At 52.7% G+C, this 20466-nt stretch carries 18 protein-coding genes; 5 read left to right on the top strand and 13 right to left on the bottom strand.

Annotated elements, in window-relative coordinates; all coding sequences use genetic code 11:
- Nucleotides 1-109: 109 nt before the first annotated feature.
- Both ACJHWK_RS13680 and xanP read right to left on the bottom strand, forming a co-directional pair.
- Nucleotides 110-1819, bottom strand: coding sequence for an AsmA family protein (locus ACJHWK_RS13680; protein ID WP_410234854.1), 1710 nt, complete (start codon nt 1817-1819; stop codon nt 110-112).
- 120 nt (nt 1820-1939) lie between these two features.
- Nucleotides 1940-3331 (bottom strand): xanthine/proton symporter XanP, encoded by a 1392-nt coding sequence (gene xanP, locus ACJHWK_RS13675; RefSeq protein WP_001295238.1) that lies wholly within the window; start codon nt 3329-3331, stop codon nt 1940-1942.
- A gap of 278 nt (nt 3332-3609) precedes the next feature.
- On the opposite strand from xanP, the gene gltS reads away from it, so the two are divergent.
- Entirely contained in the window at nt 3610-4815 is a 1206-nt protein-coding gene (gene gltS / locus ACJHWK_RS13670; RefSeq protein WP_000468836.1) for a sodium/glutamate symporter, read from the top strand.
- Between the two features lie 33 nt (nt 4816-4848).
- Here gltS and recG read toward each other — a convergent pair whose 3' ends face one another.
- From recG to gmk, 5 genes are read right to left on the bottom strand one after another with little or no spacing between them, the layout of a single operon-like run.
- Nucleotides 4849-6930: an ATP-dependent DNA helicase RecG gene (gene recG, locus ACJHWK_RS13665; RefSeq protein ID WP_001521615.1), complete on the bottom strand. Its 2082-nt coding sequence runs from the start codon at nt 6928-6930 to the stop codon at nt 4849-4851.
- A 5-nt stretch (nt 6931-6935) separates the two neighbouring features.
- On the bottom strand, nt 6936-7625 hold the full coding sequence (trmH, locus tag ACJHWK_RS13660) for a tRNA (guanosine(18)-2'-O)-methyltransferase TrmH (protein ID WP_001070187.1): 690 nt from the start codon (nt 7623-7625) through the stop codon (nt 6936-6938).
- A 6-nt stretch (nt 7626-7631) separates the two neighbouring features.
- Nucleotides 7632-9740 (bottom strand): bifunctional GTP diphosphokinase/guanosine-3',5'-bis pyrophosphate 3'-pyrophosphohydrolase, encoded by a 2109-nt coding sequence (gene spoT / locus ACJHWK_RS13655; protein ID WP_000280473.1) that lies wholly within the window; start codon nt 9738-9740, stop codon nt 7632-7634.
- Between the two features lie 18 nt (nt 9741-9758).
- Nucleotides 9759-10034: a DNA-directed RNA polymerase subunit omega gene (gene rpoZ / locus ACJHWK_RS13650; RefSeq protein ID WP_000135058.1), complete on the bottom strand. Its 276-nt coding sequence runs from the start codon at nt 10032-10034 to the stop codon at nt 9759-9761.
- 54 nt (nt 10035-10088) lie between these two features.
- Nucleotides 10089-10712 (bottom strand): guanylate kinase, encoded by a 624-nt coding sequence (gene gmk / locus ACJHWK_RS13645; RefSeq protein ID WP_001521613.1) that lies wholly within the window; start codon nt 10710-10712, stop codon nt 10089-10091.
- Between the two features lie 257 nt (nt 10713-10969).
- Here gmk and ligB point away from each other — a divergent pair, with 257 nt between their 5' ends.
- On the top strand, nt 10970-12652 hold the full coding sequence (ligB, locus tag ACJHWK_RS13640; protein ID WP_170886450.1) for an NAD-dependent DNA ligase LigB: 1683 nt from the start codon (nt 10970-10972) through the stop codon (nt 12650-12652).
- On the opposite strand, the gene ACJHWK_RS13635 is transcribed toward ligB, so the two are convergent.
- The 3 genes from ACJHWK_RS13635 to ACJHWK_RS13625 form a co-directional block, all read right to left on the bottom strand.
- Nucleotides 12649-13266, bottom strand: a complete 618-nt coding sequence (locus ACJHWK_RS13635; protein ID WP_000924289.1) for a trimeric intracellular cation channel family protein — start codon at nt 13264-13266, stop codon at nt 12649-12651. The genes ligB and ACJHWK_RS13635 overlap by 4 nt on opposite strands.
- Nucleotides 13267-13558: 292 nt before the next feature.
- Entirely contained in the window at nt 13559-14383 is an 825-nt protein-coding gene (gene dinD / locus ACJHWK_RS13630; protein WP_001521610.1) for a DNA damage-inducible protein D, read from the bottom strand.
- 221 nt (nt 14384-14604) lie between these two features.
- A complete protein-coding gene (locus ACJHWK_RS13625; RefSeq protein WP_000621336.1) occupies nt 14605-15468 on the bottom strand; it encodes a YicC/YloC family endoribonuclease in 864 nt (287 codons plus the stop codon).
- A gap of 126 nt (nt 15469-15594) precedes the next feature.
- On the opposite strand from ACJHWK_RS13625, the gene rph reads away from it, so the two are divergent.
- Nucleotides 15595-16311, top strand: a complete 717-nt coding sequence (gene rph, locus ACJHWK_RS13620; protein ID WP_001247093.1) for a ribonuclease PH — start codon at nt 15595-15597, stop codon at nt 16309-16311.
- Between the two features lie 65 nt (nt 16312-16376).
- Complete coding sequence (gene pyrE / locus ACJHWK_RS13615; RefSeq protein ID WP_000806177.1) at nt 16377-17018, top strand: orotate phosphoribosyltransferase; 642 nt, start codon at nt 16377-16379, stop codon at nt 17016-17018.
- Between the two features lie 36 nt (nt 17019-17054).
- Here pyrE and slmA read toward each other — a convergent pair whose 3' ends face one another.
- From slmA to coaBC, 3 genes are all read right to left on the bottom strand, one after another.
- Nucleotides 17055-17651 carry a nucleoid occlusion factor SlmA gene (gene slmA / locus ACJHWK_RS13610; RefSeq protein WP_000818601.1) on the bottom strand — a complete coding sequence of 199 codons (597 nt, stop codon included), beginning with the start codon at nt 17649-17651 and terminating at the stop codon, nt 17055-17057.
- Nucleotides 17652-17757: 106 nt separating this feature from the next.
- Nucleotides 17758-18216, bottom strand: a complete 459-nt coding sequence (dut, locus tag ACJHWK_RS13605; RefSeq protein WP_000976070.1) for a dUTP diphosphatase — start codon at nt 18214-18216, stop codon at nt 17758-17760.
- Nucleotides 18194-19414: a bifunctional phosphopantothenoylcysteine decarboxylase/phosphopantothenate--cysteine ligase CoaBC gene (gene coaBC, locus ACJHWK_RS13600; protein WP_000050153.1), complete on the bottom strand. Its 1221-nt coding sequence runs from the start codon at nt 19412-19414 to the stop codon at nt 18194-18196. The genes dut and coaBC overlap by 23 nt, the downstream gene beginning before the upstream one ends.
- 171 nt (nt 19415-19585) lie before the next feature.
- Between coaBC and radC the strand changes: the two genes are divergently transcribed.
- On the top strand, nt 19586-20254 hold the full coding sequence (radC, locus tag ACJHWK_RS13595) for a RadC family protein (protein ID WP_001521609.1): 669 nt from the start codon (nt 19586-19588) through the stop codon (nt 20252-20254).
- The last annotated feature ends 212 nt before the right edge of the window (nt 20255-20466 follow it).

Here is a 20466-nt window from a genome sequence, read left to right as displayed (position 1 = left end):
GAAGTTGGATGCAAATGTCAGATCGTGTGCGCCTGTTAGGGCGCGGCTGGTAAGAGAGCCTTATAGGCGCATTTGAAAAACCTCCGGCTATGCCGGAGGATATTTATTTTTACTGCACCGGCTCCGTCGACGTAACTTCACCACTGGAAACTACGCCCGCATTCATGGTTTGAGTCACTTGCTGCTTTGCGGCATTCACGGCATGCAATTGCCCGCTAACCGTAGGTTTCAGCGGGACATTGGCCTGAATATCGCCACTGGCAGTAAGCTGAATATTGCCGTCGCCAGTCAACAGTAATTCAGGCCATCCCCACTGTTGCAAAATATTCACCGGCACACCGCGTCCATTCAGGCTGATATGGGTCTGACGTTGTGGCGTTTGTGAAACACTAGCGGTGGCTTCCAGAATGCCTTTTTCAGTAAATGCACTCAGTTCGCTGATATTCACCGTGCTGCTGTTGGCGGTCAGCGCCAGCGATGGGCGACGAACATCAACACGATTGAATGTCGCGGCGGCGGCATTCAGATTCGCCGAACCACTCCAGACGCCCCATTTATGATCGGTAACCAGCGTCAGGTTGGCACCGTAACCATCGAGCGCGGTGAGCTGCCACGGGAAGTCAGGGTCGATATCAATGATCAGATTGCGGCTGGCGCTAAATCTCTTCAGTTGCAGGCTGTTTAACCAGCCGGGTGTCGTTTCCATCCACAACTGTTGCCAGTTTTTCGGCAAGGTATATTCCAGCCCGGCAATTGCCGCATCATCAAGGATCAACGTTTTCCCGTCACGCAGCCAGTTCCCTGACGTTCTAACCATGCCCCCTTCCCAGCGGCTGGTGAACTGGCGCAGCGCTACGCCCTGCGGGGAAAATTCCGCGTTTATAATCGGGTCAAATAAATGCAGCGAACCATAAATGAACTCGCTGGCATTCATCGACAGTTTGCCTTCCTGTGTCTGCCAGTCATCTTTACTGAAGGTCATGTTGCGCAAGCTGAGATCGAGGTCGGTCACCGCCCAGTCCGGACCTTGCAAACGAGCATCGATGACTTCCAGGCGACCAATCTGCAACGACGGGACAGAGCGTAATGGCGCAAAGAAGTCGGTTAGCGATTTTTCGCTTTGTAGACGGATATCCGCCAGCCGCAGATTTTCCACTTGCCAGCTGCCGTCGGCGTTACGCTGCGCGTTTCCGGTTAATGTCCCGCGGGCGATGTCGGCACCCAGGTTAGTCAGCGTAACGCGATCGTTATCAATACTGCCTTCAATCAGTACATTGGTGGCAGGAACATCATTGAGAGAAAGCGATCCGGCACTAAACTGAATCTGCGCCTTCGTACCCAGCACTTTACCGGCTTCTGGTGACCACGGAACCACGCCACCATTTACCCGCTGCGCGCTTAGTTTCCATTCGCTATTCGGGCTATTAAACGCCATATCACGCAGTTGCAGACGATCGGCTTTGAACGGTAGCGGCGCGGTCTGGTCGGTGAGATTCAGCGTCCCGTTTTCCAGCAGGATGGTATCGACATGGCGTGGTTCGGTCAGTTGCCGACTGCTTAGCGCAATGTCGACACTTTTTGCCACCAGGGGCGCGGGCTGACCATCACGACCAAACGTGACGTTCTCCAGCACGATATGAGATGGCGCGGAAAAACGGTGATCCATCGCCCCGAAGGCCAGATGATAGTCGCTATTCTCGGAAACCCATGCGCTGATATGTTCTGCTCCCCAGCGGGTTTGCAGAAGAAAATAGAGGCCAGCGATCACCACTAACAGAGCGATGAGAATGTAGAGAAGCAGCTTCCCAATAAATTTCATGGTCTTCCATCCCGTGAAAAGCACATAAGGGAGTTATGCACGATTTACGCGCAATCCTCAAGGCGGGAATGGTGAAAGACGTGAGACTGCGGCGGTAATTATCTTACCGCCGCCAGTGAATTACTGTTTTTCTGGTGGGAAAATCAGATTCAGCACGATGGCAGTAATACCGCCCGCGGCAATCCCGGAGGAGAGCAGGTTTTTCAGCCATTCAGGGGCAAACTGCAAAATCAGCGGCTGCTGAGAGACGCCCAGACCGACCGCCAGCGACAGCGCGATAATCAGAATCGCCCGACGGTTCAGCGGCTCACGAGAAACGATACGCACACCGGAGGCGGCGATGGTGCCAAACATTACAAGCGTTGCGCCGCCCAGAACCGGTTCAGGAATGTGTTGAACAAAACCGCTCACTGCCGGGAACAGACCCAGCACGATCAACATCAGCGCGACGACAAAACCGACATAGCGGCTGGCAACACCGGTTAACTGGATCACTCCGTTGTTCTGCCCGAAGCAGGAGTTCGGGAAGGTGTTAAACACCGCCGAAACAAACGAGTTCAGGCCGTTTGCCAGCACGCCGCCTTTCAGGCGTTTCATGTACAGCGGACCGGACACTGGCTGTTCGGAAACGTCAGAGGTCGCCGTGATATCGCCAATGGTTTCCAGCGAAGTGATCATAAAGACCAGCATCAGCGGCAGCAGCAGACTCCATTCAATGCCAAGACCGTAATAGAGCGGCGTTGGCACCATAATCAGTTCTTGTGTCATCGGTTCGTTGCTTTCTGGCAACATGCCCATAAACCACGCCAGCGCATATCCGGCCGCCATCGCAATCACCAGTGAGGCCACGCGCAAATATGGGTTACGCTGACGGTTAAGCAGGATAATTAAGGCTAAGACCACGCCCGCCAGCAGCAGATTTTTCGGTGCGCCGAAGGTGTTATCGCTCATGGCTGCGTAACCGCCGCCAATGGAGGTCAGCCCCACCTGAATTAGCGACAGGCCGATAATCATCACCACAACGCCAGAAACCAGCGGCGTAATAATGCGGCGCGCCAGATGCAGAACGCGGGAGATCACCATCTCGGTGCAACTTGCCAGCATCAACGTGCCAAACAAAGCCGCCATCATGGTAGGAACATCAGCACCACCGGTTTTCAGCGCGGTACCGCCCATAATCAGCGGGGCAACAAAGTTGAAGCTGGTACCCTGAATAGACAACAGCCCGGAGCCAACCGGACCCCAGGCCTTAATTTGAATAATCGATGCCACACCGGAGGCAAACAGCGACATACTAATAATGTGTTGCGTGTCTTGTGCCGGTAAACCCAGCGCCTGGCAGATTAATAGCGCTGGCGTGATCACCGCAACGAACATCGCCAGCAAATGCTGACAGGCGGCAAACAGGGTTTGAGGAAGCGGCGGACGATCTTCAAGACGGTAAATCAGTTCGCTGTTTTGAGTCTGCGCAACCGGTTGCGCATTTTCTGACTCGAGGGTGGAAACAGACATCGAAAACAATCCCGTGGTAGCAAAGCGGGCATTTTAGCTGACCGAAAGAGAAAAGCAAACGTTTGCCACATCCTCATCTAAATATTTAAATGAGATAAATGCACTTTTTTATATAACTTTTGGTATTTTTCTGCTTAAAATCCATGCCATTTGTTCATTAACAGCTGAGAATTTGACCCAGGAAAGCATAACTCGATACCCGTCATAGTTCATAAGTTGCCACTGCGCGATGAAGTATGACGAGTATGAAAGAGTGATGCGGATACAAAGGAGTAACTATGTTTCATCTCGATACTTTAGCAACGCTTGTTGCCGCAACGCTGACGTTGCTGCTCGGGCGTAAGTTGGTCCATTCCGTCTCCTTTTTGAAGAAATACACCATACCGGAACCTGTTGCGGGTGGTTTGTTGGTGGCGCTGGCGCTACTGGTACTGAAAAAAAGCATGGGCTGGGAAGTCAACTTTGATATGTCCCTGCGCGATCCGTTAATGCTGGCATTCTTCGCCACCATTGGCCTGAACGCCAACATTGCCAGTTTGCGTGCCGGTGGGCGTGTGGTTGGCATCTTCTTGATTGTGGTTGTTGGTCTGTTGGTGATGCAAAATGCCATTGGCATTGGTATGGCTAGCCTGTTAGGGCTTGATCCGCTGATGGGGCTGTTGGCCGGTTCTATTACGCTTTCCGGCGGTCACGGTACGGGCGCTGCGTGGAGTAAATTGTTCATTGAACGCTATGGCTTCACCAATGCGACGGAAGTGGCGATGGCCTGTGCGACGTTTGGTCTGGTGCTGGGCGGCTTGATTGGCGGTCCGGTAGCGCGCTATCTGGTGAAACACTCCACCACGCCGAACGGTATTCCGGATGACCAGGAAGTCCCGACGGCGTTCGAAAAGCCGGATGTGGGCCGCATGATCACCTCGCTGGTGCTGATTGAAACTATTGCGCTGATTGCTATCTGCCTGACGGTGGGGAAAATTGTTGCGCAACTTTTGGCTGGCACTGCTTTTGAACTGCCGACCTTCGTCTGTGTACTGTTTGTTGGCGTGATTCTGAGCAACGGTCTGTCAATGATGGGCTTTTACCGCGTCTTTGAGCGTGCGGTATCCGTGCTGGGTAACGTAAGCCTGTCGTTGTTCCTGGCGATGGCGCTGATGGGGCTGAAACTATGGGAGCTGGCTTCGCTGGCGCTGCCGATGCTGGCGATTCTGGTGGTACAGACTATCTTCATGGCGTTGTATGCCATCTTCGTTACCTGGCGCATGATGGGCAAAAACTACGATGCGGCAGTGCTGGCTGCGGGTCACTGTGGTTTTGGCCTCGGTGCAACGCCAACAGCAATCGCCAACATGCAGGCGATCACTGAACGTTTTGGCCCGTCGCACATGGCGTTCCTGGTCGTGCCGATGGTCGGTGCGTTCTTTATTGATATCGTTAACGCGCTGGTGATTAAGCTGTATTTAATGTTGCCGATTTTTGCGGGCTAACCGATGAAGCGGCGGTCTTCTCACCGCCGCCTTTTACGCATTCGAGTAACGTTCCGTCTCCGGCATCCAGCGTTCTATCAGGGCTTTTGCCTGTTGTGGGTAACGTTCGTGAATATGTCGCGCCAGGCGCTGAACTTCCGGGATCATCGCCTGATCGCGCAGTAAATCCGCCACTTTAAACTCAGCATTACCCGTCTGACGCGTACCTAACAGTTCACCCGGTCCGCGAATCTCTAAGTCTTTCTGTGCAATCACAAAACCGTCGTTGCTGTCGCGCAGTACCTGCAGGCGAATTTGCGCCGTTTTAGAAAGCGGCGTTTTGTAGAGCAGCACGCAGTGAGAAGCCACCGCACCACGTCCCACGCGCCCGCGAAGCTGGTGCAACTGCGCCAGACCCAGACGCTCCGGGTTTTCGATAATCATCAGGCTGGCGTTAGGCACATCAACGCCGACTTCAATAACGGTAGTGGCAACCAGCAGGTGTAACTCGCCTTGTTTAAATGATGCCATGACGGCCTGCTTCTCGGCTGGTTTCATCCGTCCGTGTACCAGACCAACATTCAACTCTGGTAGCGCCAGTTTCAACTCTTCCCAGGTAGCTTCCGCCGCCTGCGCTTCCAGTAACTCTGACTCTTCAATCAACGTACAAACCCAGTACGCCTGCCGACCTTCAGTCATGCAGGCGTGGCGCACGCGGTCAATGATGTCGCTACGGCGAGTATCAGGAATAGCGACCGTAGTCACTGGCGTGCGGCCTGGCGGCAGCTCATCTATCACTGAGGTATCGAGATCAGCATACGCAGTCATTGCCAGCGTTCGAGGGATCGGCGTGGCGGTCATGATCAACTGATGAGGATGGAAGCCTTGCTGCTGGCCTTTCTCCCATAACGCCAGACGCTGATGCACGCCAAAACGATGCTGTTCGTCGATAATCACCAGCGCCAGGCCGTTAAACTGCACCTGTTCCTGGAAGATGGCGTGCGTACCAACAATCATCTGCACCTGACCGCTGGCAATGGCTTCCTGCTGTGCCAGCCGCGCTTTACCTTTCTGCTTACCGGCGAGCCAGCCCACTTCGATACCGAGCGGTTCAAACCAGTTGCGGAAGTTATTGGCGTGCTGTTCGGCGAGTAATTCGGTTGGTGCCATCAATGCCACCTGTTTGCCGTGGGCAATCGCACGCAGCGCGGCGAGGGCGGCGACCAGCGTTTTACCGGAACCTACATCGCCCTGTACCAGGCGCATCATCGGCACATCCAGCGCCATATCGCGCTCGATCTCCGCCGCTACGCGTGCCTGTGCGCCCGTTGGCTTGAACGGTAAGGCTGCGAGGAGTTTATTTTTCAGCGCGTCATTGGCGCTCAGTGGCTGGGCATGAAAACGCTGTGCTCCGGCACGTAAGGCTAACATGCTGAGGTTGTGCGCCAGCAGTTCTTCCAGAATCAGACGGCGTTGTGCCGGATGCTGGCCGGTTTCCAGATCGCTAAGCTGTAGCGTCGGCGGCGGGCGGTGCAAAGTGCGCAACGCTTCCGGTAGCGTCATCATTCCTTGTGACAGTTCCGGCGGTAGGAGTTCTTCAATGGCGCAGGTGTCGAGCAGATCCAGCGCCTGGTCGGTTAATTTACGCAGCGTGGCCTGCTTTACGCCTTCGGTTGTTGGATAAACCGGCGTAAGCGTTTCCTGCAACTCTGGCGTACTGAGATCGCCTTGCACGCGGTATTCCGGGTGGATCATCTCCGCGCCATATTTACCGCGCTTTGCTTCTCCATAGGCGAGCACGCGGCGGCCCGTCGCCAGGCTATTTTTCATTGCCGCGTTGAAGTTGAAAAAGCGCATGGTGAGAATGCCGGAACCGTCGCTGATCTGGCAGGTCATCATCCGCCGACCGCCGAAGGAGATATTGCAGTTCAGCACTTCGCCTTCCACCGTGGCATAAACGCCCGGTAGTAGTTCTCCAATGGGGTAGAGATGGGTGCGATCTTCGTAGCGCAGGGGAAGGTGTAAGAGTAGATCCTGCACGGTATGCAGGTTGATTTTCGCCAGCTTGTTACTAAGCGCTGCACCAACGCCCGTTAGGGAACTGAGCGGGACAGCATCTAACAGGCGACCTTTCATGGCACTTATCCTGCAGCCTGCATGGTAGCCCACCAGTCGGCATCGGCTTCAATTTCGCCCTGCTGATTGACGTGGGGGTAAGGCAGGCCTTTGCGTTTTGCGACTTTCGCCAGCACCGGATAGCCGCCTTCAAACAGCAGGCGTTGTTGCTCTGCTTCCGGCAACATGCTGTTTTCACGCAGGTACATGCCCGCATTTTGCCGCTGGCGCTGGGCTTCGTAAAGAATGAGGGCTGAGGCAACGGAAACATTCAGCGATTGCACCATGCCAATCATCGGAATGATGATGTCCCGATCCGCCAGGGCCAACGCTTCCTGCGTGATGCCTGTTTTCTCCTGTCCCATCAAAATACAGGTCGGGCGAGTGTAATCAATTTCGCGGAAATCGACAGCGTTATCAGAAAGATGGGTTGCCAGAATCTGCATGCCCTGGCCTTTCAGATGAGCGACGGCATCGCCAATGGTGCGGTGCGTTTTCACCTGTACCCAGCTGTTACTACCCGCAGCTGCCGAAGCCATGGTGCGCATCCGGCTACCAGGCCAGACAGCATGAACTTCATGTACACCAACGGCATCTGCGGTACGAATAATCGCAGAAACGTTATGAGGTTTGTGGACCTGCTCCATGCAGACGGTCAGATCAGGCTGCCGCCTGGCGAGCATTTCGCAGATACGTGCATAACGTGTTGGGTTCATAAAACATTAATTTCGGTTTCGGGTGACTTTAATCACGTCTGGCATCACGCGGATTTTGCGCATGATATTCGCCAGATGCACACGGTCACGGGCGGTCAGACGAATAAAGGCGCTGTAGACGCGACCATCTTTCTCTTCCGTATTCAAACTTTGAATATTCGAGGTGGTGGTGTTAATTGCCGCTGTCAGGTTTGCCAGCGCGCCCTGATGATTGAACATCTCCACCTTGATTTCGGTGATGAACTCCTGCGCCGTCTCTTTATCCCATTCCACAGCCATAAACTTCTCAGGCTCTTTCTGGTAGCCACGGATGTTACGGCAGGATTCATGGTGGATCACCAGACCTTTACCGGGGCTGACGTGGGCGATAATCGGGTCGCCAGGAATAGGACGGCAGCATTTCGCAAAGGTGATCAGCACGCCATCGGCACCTTTAATGGGCAGATGTCCGTGACTTTGGGTTGCCGGTGGAATGGAGGCGTCCCCATGTTGCAGATTTTTCGCGACCACCACGCTCATTGCGTTACCAAGGCCGATTTCAGCCAGCAGATCGTCAAGCGTTGCCAGCTTCATGCGGTCCAGCTCGCGCTGAATATTTTCCTGCGGGATTTCATTGAGCTTGCGGCTGCCACCCAACGCATGGTTGAGCAGACGACGGCCCAGGCTTACAGAATCATCACGCTTGAGGTTTTTCAGCAATTGACGAATTTTGGCGCGCGCTTTCGAGCTAACGACAAAGTTCAGCCACGCGGCATTCGGGCGAGCGCCAGGTGCGGTAATAATTTCAACGGTTTGACCGCTGGTAAGCGGCTGCGACAGCGGGTAAGGCTGGCGGTCGACGCGTGCGCCCACGCAGGCATGACCGATATCGGTATGCACCGCATAAGCGAAGTCGACGGGCGTTGCACCGGCAGGCAGCTCTACAATGCGCCCTTCCGGTGTGAAAACGTAAATTTCATCCGGGAAGAGATCGGATTTAACGCTCTCGATAAATTCAAACGAGCTACCGGCACTCTGTTGCAGCTCCAGCAGGCTTTGCATCCAGCGCTGGGCGCGGATTTGTGCGGTAGTACTGGTTTCGCCGTGCTCTTTATAAGCCCAGTGCGCGGCAACACCCATCTCTGCCATCTGATCCATATCTTCGGTACGGATCTGGACCTCAACCGGCACGCCGTGCGGGCCAATCATCGAGGTGTGCAAAGACTGATAGCCGTTCGCTTTTGGAATGGCGATGTAGTCTTTCACGCGACCCGGACGCGGCTTGTACAGGCTATGCATTTGCCCGAGCACGCGATAACAGGTGTCGGAATCATTGACGATCACGCGGAAGGCGTAGATGTCCATGATTGAGTGAAAACGCTGCTCTTTGAGCACCATTTTGCAGTAGATCGAATAAAGATGCTTTTCGCGACCACTGACGCGGCACGGTATTCCCGCTTCCTGCAAACGCCCTTCGATTTCAGAAAGAATCTTCTGGATCATCTCTTTACGGTTGCCGCGCGCGGCTTTCACCACTTCTTTGATTACGCGATAACGGTTGGGATACAGCGCCTCAAAACCCAGCTCTTCGAGTTCGGTTTTAATGTGGTGGATACCTAAACGGTGCGCCAGCGGGCTGTAAATTTCGAGTGTTTCACGGGCGATGCGGCGACGTTTGTCCGGGCGAAGTGAGCCCAGCGTGCGCATGTTGTGGGTACGGTCGGCAAGTTTGATGAGAATGACGCGGATATCCTGCACCATCGCCATAATCATCTTGCGAAAGTTTTCGGCCTGCGCCTCTTTCTTATCGCGGAACTTGAGCTTATCAAGTTTCGACACCCCCTCTACCAGCTCGGCGACGCTTTTACCAAAAAGCTGTTCCATGTCCTGGTAGGTGGCGGGAGTATCTTCAATCACGTCATGCAGCAGCGCCGCCATTAGCGTTTCATAGTCGAGTTTCATCTCGGCCAGAATGCAGGCAACTGCCACCGGGTGCGTGATATAGGGTTCACCGCTTGAACGTGTTTGCCCCTCGTGAGCATCACGTGCAACGAGATACGCCTGCCGCAGACGCTTGATTTGGTCTTCCGGCAGGTAGTTTTGAATCAGCTGATTCAGGCTTTCAAACAGATACAAGGGCGACCCGCTTTGTGATTAACGACGACCTTCAGCAATAGCGGTAACGGCTTGTAATTCAGCGGCTTCCTGCTCTTGCTGTTCCTGGCGTTCGCGCACGTCGAGGATCTGGTTGTTGATCAGACCTTCTTCGATTTCGCGCAGCGCGATTACAGTGGTTTTATCGTTTTCTTCCGGTACCAGCGGATCCTTTCCGCCTACCTGCATCTGACGAGCGCGACGCGCGGCGACCAGTACCAGGTCAAAACGGTTACCAATTTTCTCTACAGCGTCCTGAACAGTTACGCGTGCCATACTTAAAAAGCTCCACAGGTGAAGAAATGACTGGGCATGATACTGAAATCAGGTTCAGTCTGCCAACAATTTGCTGATTAAAGCGTCATGACGCTGCTTTTGGCGGCTCATGCGCAGACGTTCGGCGCGAATAATGGTCTTCAAATCGGTCAACGCGGTATTGAAGTCATCATTCACAATCAGGTAATCATATTCGGCGTAATGGCTCATTTCTGCAACAGCTTGCGCCATACGCTTTGCAATGACCTCTTCGCTGTCCTGACCGCGACCGCGTAGACGGCGGTCCAGTTCAATTTTGGACGGCGGTAAAATAAAGATACTCCGCGCGTGCGGCATCTTCTGGCGAATTTGCTGCGCGCCCTGCCAGTCGATATCGAGAAAAACATCGACACCGGTCGCCAGGACTTGTTCAATGGCCTCACGCGAAGTGCCATAGTAATTACCAAAAACTTCTGCGTGTTCGAGGAACGCATCTCTGCTAATCATTTCTTTAAATTCATCGTGATTAACAAAGAAATAATGTTCACCGTGGACTTCACCAGGACGCGGTTGGCGTGTGGTGTGTGAAACAGAAACCTGGGTGTCATACAACGGTTGGGTTTTTAATAAAGCCTGAATCAGGCTGGATTTACCCGCGCCACTGGGGGCAGAAACAATATAAAGCGTGCCTTGAGCCATGAGTATCTTTCGTATGTGATTAGCGAAATAAAGCCTACATACGAGCTTATTATACACGGCGCGGCCATGTGACGTAGCCCTTGCTCACACTTTTTGCGCAAAGTTGTTGCGTTTTGCGTAGCTGCTTCCGCATTTGCCTGTCATTCACTGCAATAAAGACGATTCTCAGGAAGCGTCCTCGCAGACTCCGTTTTTGCCACTCGGCTTTGCTTTCATCACGTTGTATATCTGCCTGACTATCTACAGCGGAGGTGATGATGAAAGTATGGATGGCGATATTAATAAGTATCTTGTGCTGGCAATCATCGGCGTGGGCGGTCTGTCCGGCCTGGTCGCCAGCCAGAGCACAGGAAGAAATTTCCCGCCTGCAACAGCAAATAAAACAGTGGGACGATGACTACTGGAAGGAAGGGAAAAGTGAGGTTGAAGACGGTGTTTACGATCAGTTAAGCGCCCGTCTTACGCAGTGGCAACGCTGTTTTGGGAACGAGACCCGCGATGTGATGATGCCGCCTTTAAACGGTGCGGTTATACATCCGGTAGCCCATACGGGTGTACGCAAAATGGCGGATAAAATCGCATTAAGTCTGTGGATGCGCGAACGTAGCGATCTTTGGGTGCAGCCAAAAGTTGATGGCGTTGCGGTAACCCTAGTTTATCGGGACGGGAAACTGAACAAAGCAATCAGTCGCGGCAATGGCCTGAAAGGCGAGGACTGGACGCAGAAAGTTCGCTTAATTTCCGCTGTGCCGCAAACCGTTAGCGGGCCTTTAGCCAACAGTACGCTTCAGGGGGCAATATTTCTCAAACGCGAGGGGCATATCCAACAACAAATGGGGGGAATAAATGCCCGCGCAAAAGTTGCTGGTCTGATGATGCGCCAGGACGATAGCGACACGCTGAATTCTCTGGGCGTTTTTGTCTGGGCATGGCCGGATGGACCGCAGTTAATGACCGATCGTTTAAAAGAGCTGGCTACCGCTGGTTTTACTCTAACGCAGACGTATACCCGTGCGGTGAAAAATGCTGATGAAGTTGCGCGCGTACGCAATGCGTGGTGGAAAGCGAAATTACCCTTCGTCACCGATGGCGTGGTTGTGCGAGCGGCTAAGGAACCCGAATCCCGTCATTGGCTACCGGGCCAGGCGGAGTGGCTGGTGGCCTGGAAATATCAACCGGTAGCTCAGGTTGTCGAAGTGAAGGCGATTCAGTTTGCGGTGGGTAAGAGCGGTAAAATATCGGTGGTTGCGTCACTCGCACCTGTCATGCTGGATGATAAAAAAGTCCAGCGGGTGAATATTGGTTCCGTCAGGCGCTGGCAGGAGTGGGATATTGCGCCTGGTGATCAGATCCTCGTCAGCCTTGCCGGTCAGGGTATTCCTCGCATTGATGATGTGGTGTGGCGCGGTGCAGAACGTACAAAACCGACACCACCAGAAAACCGCTTTAACTCGTTGACCTGCTACTTTGCTTCTGATGTTTGTCAGGAACAGTTCATTTCACGCTTAGTCTGGCTGGGGTCAAAACAGGTTTTTGGGCTGGATGGCATTGGTGAGGCCGGCTGGCGCGCGCTGCATCAGACTCATCGCTTTGAGCATATCTTTTCCTGGTTTTTATTAACGCCAGAGCAATTACAGAACACGCCGGGGATCGCGAAAAGTAAAAGTGCGCAGCTATGGCATCAGTTTAATCTGGCTCGTAAGCAGCCTTTTACTCGCTGGGTGATGGCAATGGGAATACCGCTAACCCGGGCGGCGCTTAATGCCAGTGATGAACGGTCCTGGTCGCAACTTTTATTGAGCACGGAGCAGTTCTGGCAGCAGCTGCCGGGGACTGGATCGGGGCGCGCCAGACAGGTTATTGAATGGAAGGAAAATGCGCAAATCAAGAAGCTGGGCAGTTGGCTGGCTGCCCAGCAGATCACAGGTTTTGAACCTTAGTGTCCTTCGTGGCTGTAGTAAAAGACCGGTAATCCCAGCTTAAGACGTAGCGCCAGTAAACGGGCAAAAAAGCCGAATACCAGGGTGGAGATAATCACCACATCATGGTTAGAAACATAGTGTTGCAGCGCGATGTACAGCACGGCGGAGGCAAATGAGACACCGGCATACAACTCTTTCTGGAATACCAGTGGGATGCGTTTACAGAACATATCGCGCAAAACGCCGCCAAATACGCCGGTCGTCACAGCTGCGACAACGGCAATGATCGGGCCGTGTCCCATATCCAGCGCAACCTGTGCGCCAATGATAGAAAAGACTACCAGTCCGAGCGCATCGAGCACCAGAAACACTTTGCGCAGGTAAGGCATTACAGGAGCAACAATAGTGGTGAGTACTGCGGCGGTAGCGACGATAATCACATATTCCGGGTGTTTGACCCAGCCGAGCGGATAGTGGCCCAGCAGAATATCGCGCACTGACCCTCCGCCAATTGCGGTGGCGGTCGCAATAATAATTACGCCAAATGTATCCATGCGCCGTCGTCCGGCCGCCAGCGCCCCCGTCATGGCTTCGGCAGTAATGCCAACCAAATACAAAATGTGTAACAGCATGGTTCTCTCCCTAAAAAATCTGTCTGGCAGGGTAGCGATTTGTGCGTATTGTCACGATTGAGATTTTTTAAGGTGAGAGGAAATTGATAACTTGTAGTTATGTGAAATCGCTATTTTCTGTAGCGTAGATGCATTCTTCTGACTTCTTGTCTGAGAAAATGCATAAGAAAAAATAGGTTAAAATTGAGGAGTGGAAAAGAAAGGTGCAATGTTTAGCCATTGTGTTCACCGCACCTGGACTTTGGCTTACGCATCGGGTATCTCAATCAACAAAAAGAGTTTTTAGTTTCTGCTATTTCTTCTCTGTAATTTTTACACTGTTTTCCAACTGCTTGATGCTGACCTGCGGGGTCGGCAACTCCTCAGGCATGGTTCCGCCAAGTTCCTGAATGGTTTGCCTCACCTTGCGACCCACGTCAAAGTGTGTGGTGTTAGCTTGCTGTTTTGAATTCACGCCATCCCGCTTGAGTTTTTCTTCTGTTTGGGTAGCTCGAAAGAGATTAGCCGCCAGTTCTGTTGAACCCATATGATCCAGGATCTTCTGACTCTTTTTCAGCCCCTTCCGCTGATGGATGGCTTTCTGATCTAATCCACCATACAGTCCCCGGTAACCATGATTCTGAAATATGGCGAAATCGATAGCTGTCGCTACCCCAGCTTGCTGCGCTGCCTCAACTAATTGTTTGTTATGTTCTTTCAACTCATTTCTCAGAAAAAGACGCTTTTCGTCTTCACGAAGTTGCCTGAAAGCTTCATCGTCAGCCAGCTCCTGCCGTCGGGTCTGGATAGCAAAATAAGTTTGCCCTGCCGCAATAACCGGTTTCGCAGGGTCGCCGTTTTGTACTACCAGGTAACAGGCATAGCGGGAGAGTACGATGTCTTTTAATGCTCTTTTGGCATTTGAGCCAATTTTGACCATATCGAGGATCTCCTCGAAATGGTCATCAATTGTGTGACCACTATTCAGACAAGCTTCTTTGGCGCGCGTTAATACAGGTATAAAGTGACGATACTCTGAATAACCCAGTAGTTTTCCAAGTTGTCTTGCTGACCATTGTTCTGCTCCGTTTGCATTAATCAGCTTTATCTCTTCAAAAGGTTGATGATGTTCGTTCATTGCCCACTCCATGTGATATCGATTGCAAGGAAAGTAAGTTTACAACTGTGTTTATATACAGTTGTGAGTATCTCACGTTCTCACTGCGCTGGGCAAAAAAACATCGCAAAATCTGGAGCAGGCACGCAAAACAGAATTGAATGTTGCGGGGAGGAAAAATGCCGCTCTGTTTGAGTGGGCGGCATTTGTGAAGGCTGAAAAGGAAGAATTGGCGTTACGAGTTATTCAATGTTCTGGATCTGCTCGCGCATCTGCTCAATCAACACTTTCAGCTCGATGGCAGAATTCGTCACTTCGGCATTGATAGATTTCGACGCAAGAGTGTTCGACTCGCGGTTGAACTCCTGCATCATAAAGTCCAGACGACGACCAACCGCTTCTTTTTTCTTCAGAATGTTGTAGGTCTCTTTGACATGCGCTTCGAGGCGGTCCAGTTCTTCGGCAACGTCAATTCGTTGTGCCAGCAGAACCAACTCCTGCTCCAGACGGTTGTTTTCCAGTTGCACCTGAGCATCTTCCAGCTTCGCGACCAGACGCTCACGTTGCCATTGCAGGATTTCCGGCATATGGGCGCGGACTTTGACCACTTCGGCGGTGACGCCTTCCAGACGCTGCTCGATCAATGCTTTCAGCGCCTGACCTTCGGTTTCACGTGCGACGATAAAGTCGTCCAGCGTACCATCCAGCGCCGCGAGAATTTCAGCGGCAATCGCGTCGAGATCCTGCTCCTGGGCTGCCATTACGCCCGGCCAGCGCAGAATATCAACCGGGTTTATTTCCCCTTCGTCGCTCTGCATTTTTACCCAGTTCGCGGCGGTTACCAGCTGTTTAGCCAGTTTTTCGTTGAGGATCAGCTCACCTTGTGCGCTAACATCTGGTTCATAACGCAGGGTACATTCCACTTTACCGCGCGTCAGGCGAGAACGAATACGCTCGCGAACGACAGGTTCAAGGCTACGGAACTGCTCCGGCAGACGAAAGTAAGTTTCCAGATAACGCTGGTTTACCGAGCGCATTTCCCAGGTTGCGCTCCCCCATTCACCCTTGATTTCACGCCGGGCGTAGGCGGTCATACTGCGGATCATAGACGTTCCTGTTTATAAAAGGAGAGGTGGAAGGATTATAGCCATCGATGCCTTGTCAGGATAGGAATAACCGCCGGAAGTCCGTATAATGCGCAGCCACATTTGTTTCAAGCCGGAGATTTCAATATGCGTCCAGCAGGCCGTAGCAATAATCAGGTGCGTCCCGTTACCCTGACTCGTAACTATACAAAACATGCAGAAGGCTCGGTGCTGGTCGAATTTGGCGATACCAAAGTATTGTGTACCGCCTCTATTGAAGAAGGCGTGCCGCGCTTCCTGAAAGGTCAGGGCCAGGGCTGGATCACCGCAGAGTACGGCATGCTGCCACGTTCTACCCACACCCGTAACGCGCGTGAAGCGGCGAAAGGTAAGCAGGGTGGACGCACCATGGAAATCCAGCGTCTGATCGCCCGTGCTCTTCGTGCGGCAGTAGATTTGAAAGCGCTGGGTGAGTTCACTATTACGCTGGACTGCGACGTGCTTCAGGCTGATGGTGGCACGCGTACCGCTTCGATTACGGGTGCCTGCGTGGCGCTGGCAGATGCGCTACAGAAGCTGGTGGAAAACGGTAAGCTGAAAACCAATCCGATGAAAGGGATGGTAGCCGCGGTTTCTGTCGGGATTGTGAACGGCGAAGCGGTTTGCGATCTGGAATACGTTGAAGACTCTGCCGCAGAGACCGACATGAACGTAGTGATGACCGAAGACGGGCGCATCATTGAAGTGCAGGGGACGGCAGAAGGCGAGCCGTTCACCCATGAAGAGTTACTCACCTTGTTGGCGCTGGCCCGAGGGGGAATCGAATCCATTGTAGCGACGCAGAAGGCGGCGCTGGCAAACTGATTTTTAAGGCGACTGATGAGTCGCCTTTTTTTTGTCTGTAGAAAAGTAAGATGAGGAGCGAAGGCATGAAACCATATCAGCGCCAGTTTATTGAATTTGCGCTTAGCAAGCAGGTGTTAAAGTTTGGCGAGTTTACGCTGAAGTCCGGGCGCAAAAGCCCCTATTTCTTCAACGCCGGGCTGTTTAATACCGGGCGCGATCTGGCACTGTTAGGCCGTTTTTACGCTGAAGCATTGGTGGATTCCGGCATTGAGTTCGATCTGCTGTTTGGCCCTGCTTACAAAGGGATCCCGATTGCCACCACAACTGCCGTGGCGCTGGCGGAGCATCATGACCTGGACCTGCCGTACTGCTTTAACCGCAAAGAGGCAAAAGACCACGGTGAAGGCGGCAATCTGGTTGGTAGCGCGTTACAAGGACGCGTAATGCTGGTAGATGATGTGATCACCGCCGGAACGGCGATTCGTGAGTCGATGGAAATTATTCAGGCCAATGGCGCGACGCTTGCTGGCGTGTTGATTTCGCTCGATCGTCAGGAACGGGGGCGCGGCGAGATTTCGGCAATTCAGGAAGTTGAGCGTGATTACAACTGCAAAGTGATCTCTATCATCACCCTGAAAGACCTGATTGCTTACCTGGAAGAGAAGCCAGAAATGGCGGAACATCTGGCGGCGGTTAAGGCCTATCGCGAAGAGTTTGGCGTTTAAAGAAACTCGCCGGATGAAAAGTCATCCGGCGTCATATTACTGCAACTGTGCGGCAATTAGCGGCCAGCGGGCGTCAAAATCATCCGTCGGGCGGTATTTAAACTCGCTGCGGACAAAGCGTGACAGCATACCTTCACAGAAGGCCAGGATCTGGCTTGCCAGCAGGGTTTCATCGGTGGTGTAACCTTCACCCTCACGCATTCTCTTTTCGCGCAATACCTGACGCAACTGCGCTTCAATACGCTCGAACAGCTGGTTGATGCGCCCTTGCAGGCGATCCTGTTCAAACATTAGTGCATGACCAGTGAGGATGCGGGTCAGGCCAGGATTACGCTCACCAAAACCGAGAAGCAGCAACACAATCAGACGCAGGCGCGCTGTGGTGTCCTTCTCATCTTTCAGAATCAGATTGATGCGAGTAATCAGGCTATCTTCGATAAACTCAATCAGGCTATCGAACATGCGGGTCTTACTGGGGAAGTGGCGATACAGTGCCGCTTCGGAAACGCCGACAGAGGCGGCCAGTTTTGCCGTCGTGATACGTTGGCTTCCATCGCTGGATTCCAGCATCAGCGCCAGAGACTGAAGTATTTCCTCGCGACGGTTCCTTTTCGCAGTTTGTTTTTCTGCCATGTTACAAAATACCCCTGAAAATAAGCACTTGCCAGGCGGCACCCACGCTATGACCGCAAACGAAATGTTTGCGGCTATGTTATGACGTTATTCGGATGCGTATGTGTTACTGACGACCAGAGTGACCAAAGCCGCCTTCACCGCGGTCGGTGGCGTCGAAATCTTCCACCAGATTAAATTCAGCCTGTACTACCGGAACAAAAATCATCTGGGCGATGCGTTCGCCAGGTTGAATGGTGAAGCTGTCCTGACCACGGTTCCACACGGAAATCATCAACTGGCCCTGATAGTCAGAATCGATCAATCCTACCAGGTTACCAAGCACGATACCGTGCTTATGTCCCAATCCGGAGCGCGGCAGCATCATTGCCGCCAGTGAAGGATCGGCAATATGAATCGCCAGCCCGGTCGGAACCAGCGTAGTGTCACCCGGAGCCAGTTCTACGGCGTCGTCGAGACAGGCACGCAGGTCAAGTCCGGCAGAGCCAGAGGTGGCATAAGTCGGGAGCGGAAATTCCTTCCCAACGCGCGGGTCCAGAATCTTAACGTCGATTTTTTTCATCATAACGGGTCACGATCTCGTCGAGTAATAATTGGCCAAGGAGCTCTTTGCGCTCAAGCGGTAAGACTTTATCTCCGTCCTGCCAGAAAAGGTGTAATGCGTTGTTGTCGCTGTTAAATCCTTGAGTTGGCTGGGAAACATCGTTCGCGCAGATCAGATCAAGGTTTTTACGGATACGTTTTTGCCGGGCGTATTCTTCCACATTATTTGTTTCGGCGGCAAATCCAACGACGTAGGGTCGATGGTCTTTTAGTGCGGCAACGCCTGCGACGATATCGGGGTTTTTAACCATTTTTATTGTTAATTCATCACCCTGCGTGGCCTGCTTTTTGATTTTCTCTGGGGCCACGGTAGCTGCGCGATAATCCGCCACGGCGGCACAGCCGATAAAAATATTTTGCTGCTGTACAGAAGCATTCACGGCCGCTTCCATTTCCAGCGCGGTCATCACATCAACACGTTTAACAAACGGTGGCGTCGGTAGTGAAACCGGACCTGATACCAGCGTGACGTTCGCGCCACGACGGGCAGCGGCGGCGGCGATAGCAAAACCCATCTTGCCTGAGCTGTGATTAGAGATATAACGCACCGGATCGAGCGGTTCACGCGTCGGGCCGGCGGTAATCATAATGTTCAGATGTTTCAGGTCGTTGACGGGCGAAAAATACGCTACCGCCATATCAACAATGGTTAACGGATCGAGCATTCGCCCAGGGCCGATATCACCACAAGCCTGACTGCCACTGTCTGGCCCCCAGATGAGCAAACCACGGGAAGCAAGCACCTCTAAATTATGCTGCGTGGCAGCGGCACGGTACATCTGCTGGTTCATGGCGGGGAGCACGGCTACAGGCGCAGGTGTGGCCAGACAAATCGTCGATACCAGATCATTCGCCATTCCGGCAGCAACACGGGCAATCAAATCTGCCGTGGCAGGGGCGAGAATCACTAAATCAGCCCATTTACCCAGCTCAATATGGCCCATAGCGGCTTCGGCTGCCGGGTCCAGCAGACTGTCGGAAACGGGATAACCAGAAACCGCCTGCAAGCTAAGTGGGGTGATAAAGGCTTTTGCCGCTTCGGTCATGGCTACGCGGACGTCGGCCCCGCGATCGCGCAAACGACGCACCAGTTCAGGGGTTTTATAGGCAGCAATACCGCCGCTAACGCCGAGAACGATTTTTTTACCGGCCAGGCTCATGATGATTTTTCCTGTTGGGTGACACCAGAAGTTGGCGATTTTATCACAATACTTTTGTTGTCGTGCCTTCACCTGAGAATCACTTTGCGAGGCGCTTTCCAGGATTGAAAACTGGCCGTCGATTTAACGGAACGGCTATGACAGGATGCGAGCACCACAAAGGAGGTGAAGGTGAAAAACAATGCACAGCTGTTGATGCCGCGCGAAAAAATGCTGAAGTTTGGTATTAGCGCCTTAACTGATGTCGAGCTGCTGGCGCTATTTCTGCGTACCGGAACGCGCGGTAAAGATGTATTAACCCTGGCAAAAGAGATGCTGGAGAATTTCGGCTCTCTTTATGGCTTGTTAACCTCTGAATATGAACAATTTAGTTGTGTTCATGGAATTGGCGTGGCGAAATTTGCCCAGTTAAAGGGGATTGCTGAACTAGCGCGGCGTTACTACAACGTGCGGATGCGTGAAGAAAGCCCTTTACTCAGCCCGGAGATGACGCGGGAATTTTTACAAAGCCAGCTCACGGGTGAGGAGCGGGAGATCTTTATGGTGATCTTTCTCGACTCACAACACCGGGTTATAACGCATAGCCGTCTTTTTTCCGGCACGCTAAACCATGTTGAAGTCCATCCTCGGGAAATTATCCGCGAAGCGATAAAAATAAATGCCTCGGCGCTGATCCTTGCACATAATCACCCTTCGGGTTGTGCTGAACCCAGTAAAGCGGATAAACTCATTACTGAACGGATAATAAAGAGTTGTCAGTTCATGGATTTACGCGTGCTCGACCATATCGTGATTGGGCGTGGAGAGTATGTTTCTTTTGCCGAACGCGGCTGGATTTAACCCGCTATGCGCGATCCTTCGGGATCTTTGTCTGTTCGGGACTTGAGCACATCGCTGAGTCAGCGTATACTACGCCACCTTTGAGAATCTCGGGTTTGGCATTTGGGCCTGGCAATCGAGAGTTCACATAGAACTGCGATGACCGGGCTGTAAAGCCTGACGAGGCGCCAATACCCCATACGAAGCTCGAGCTAATTTGATTTTTGGAGAAT

The sequence above is a fragment of the Escherichia sp. WS547 genome, from assembly GCF_046486065.1.
Classification (GTDB): domain Bacteria; phylum Pseudomonadota; class Gammaproteobacteria; order Enterobacterales; family Enterobacteriaceae; genus Escherichia; species Escherichia coli.
Note: the sequence above shows the minus strand (reverse complement) of the source record. Positions and strands in the feature narration are given on the sequence as shown.

What these genes read in the sequence shown, in the direction of transcription:
- dinD (WP_001521610.1), bottom strand. Translation starts at nt 14,383, where the DNA reads ATGAACGAACATCATCAACCTTTTGAAGAGATAAAGCTGATTAATGCA.
- pyrE (WP_000806177.1), top strand. Translation starts at nt 16,377, where the DNA reads ATGAAACCATATCAGCGCCAGTTTATTGAATTTGCGCTTAGCAAGCAG.
- slmA (WP_000818601.1), bottom strand. Translation starts at nt 17,651, where the DNA reads ATGGCAGAAAAACAAACTGCGAAAAGGAACCGTCGCGAGGAAATACTT.
- coaBC (WP_000050153.1), bottom strand. Translation starts at nt 19,414, where the DNA reads ATGAGCCTGGCCGGTAAAAAAATCGTTCTCGGCGTTAGCGGCGGTATT.
- ACJHWK_RS13635 (WP_000924289.1), bottom strand. Translation starts at nt 13,266, where the DNA reads ATGCTGTTACACATTTTGTATTTGGTTGGCATTACTGCCGAAGCCATG.
- xanP (WP_001295238.1), bottom strand. Translation starts at nt 3,331, where the DNA reads ATGTCTGTTTCCACCCTCGAGTCAGAAAATGCGCAACCGGTTGCGCAG.
- rpoZ (WP_000135058.1), bottom strand. Translation starts at nt 10,034, where the DNA reads ATGGCACGCGTAACTGTTCAGGACGCTGTAGAGAAAATTGGTAACCGT.
- ACJHWK_RS13680 (WP_410234854.1), bottom strand. Translation starts at nt 1,819, where the DNA reads ATGAAATTTATTGGGAAGCTGCTTCTCTACATTCTCATCGCTCTGTTA.
- ACJHWK_RS13625 (WP_000621336.1), bottom strand. Translation starts at nt 15,468, where the DNA reads ATGATCCGCAGTATGACCGCCTACGCCCGGCGTGAAATCAAGGGTGAA.
- gmk (WP_001521613.1), bottom strand. Translation starts at nt 10,712, where the DNA reads ATGGCTCAAGGCACGCTTTATATTGTTTCTGCCCCCAGTGGCGCGGGT.
- recG (WP_001521615.1), bottom strand. Translation starts at nt 6,930, where the DNA reads ATGAAAGGTCGCCTGTTAGATGCTGTCCCGCTCAGTTCCCTAACGGGC.
- gltS (WP_000468836.1), top strand. Translation starts at nt 3,610, where the DNA reads ATGTTTCATCTCGATACTTTAGCAACGCTTGTTGCCGCAACGCTGACG.
- trmH (WP_001070187.1), bottom strand. Translation starts at nt 7,625, where the DNA reads ATGAACCCAACACGTTATGCACGTATCTGCGAAATGCTCGCCAGGCGG.
- ligB (WP_170886450.1), top strand. Translation starts at nt 10,970, where the DNA reads ATGAAAGTATGGATGGCGATATTAATAAGTATCTTGTGCTGGCAATCA.
- rph (WP_001247093.1), top strand. Translation starts at nt 15,595, where the DNA reads ATGCGTCCAGCAGGCCGTAGCAATAATCAGGTGCGTCCCGTTACCCTG.
- dut (WP_000976070.1), bottom strand. Translation starts at nt 18,216, where the DNA reads ATGATGAAAAAAATCGACGTTAAGATTCTGGACCCGCGCGTTGGGAAG.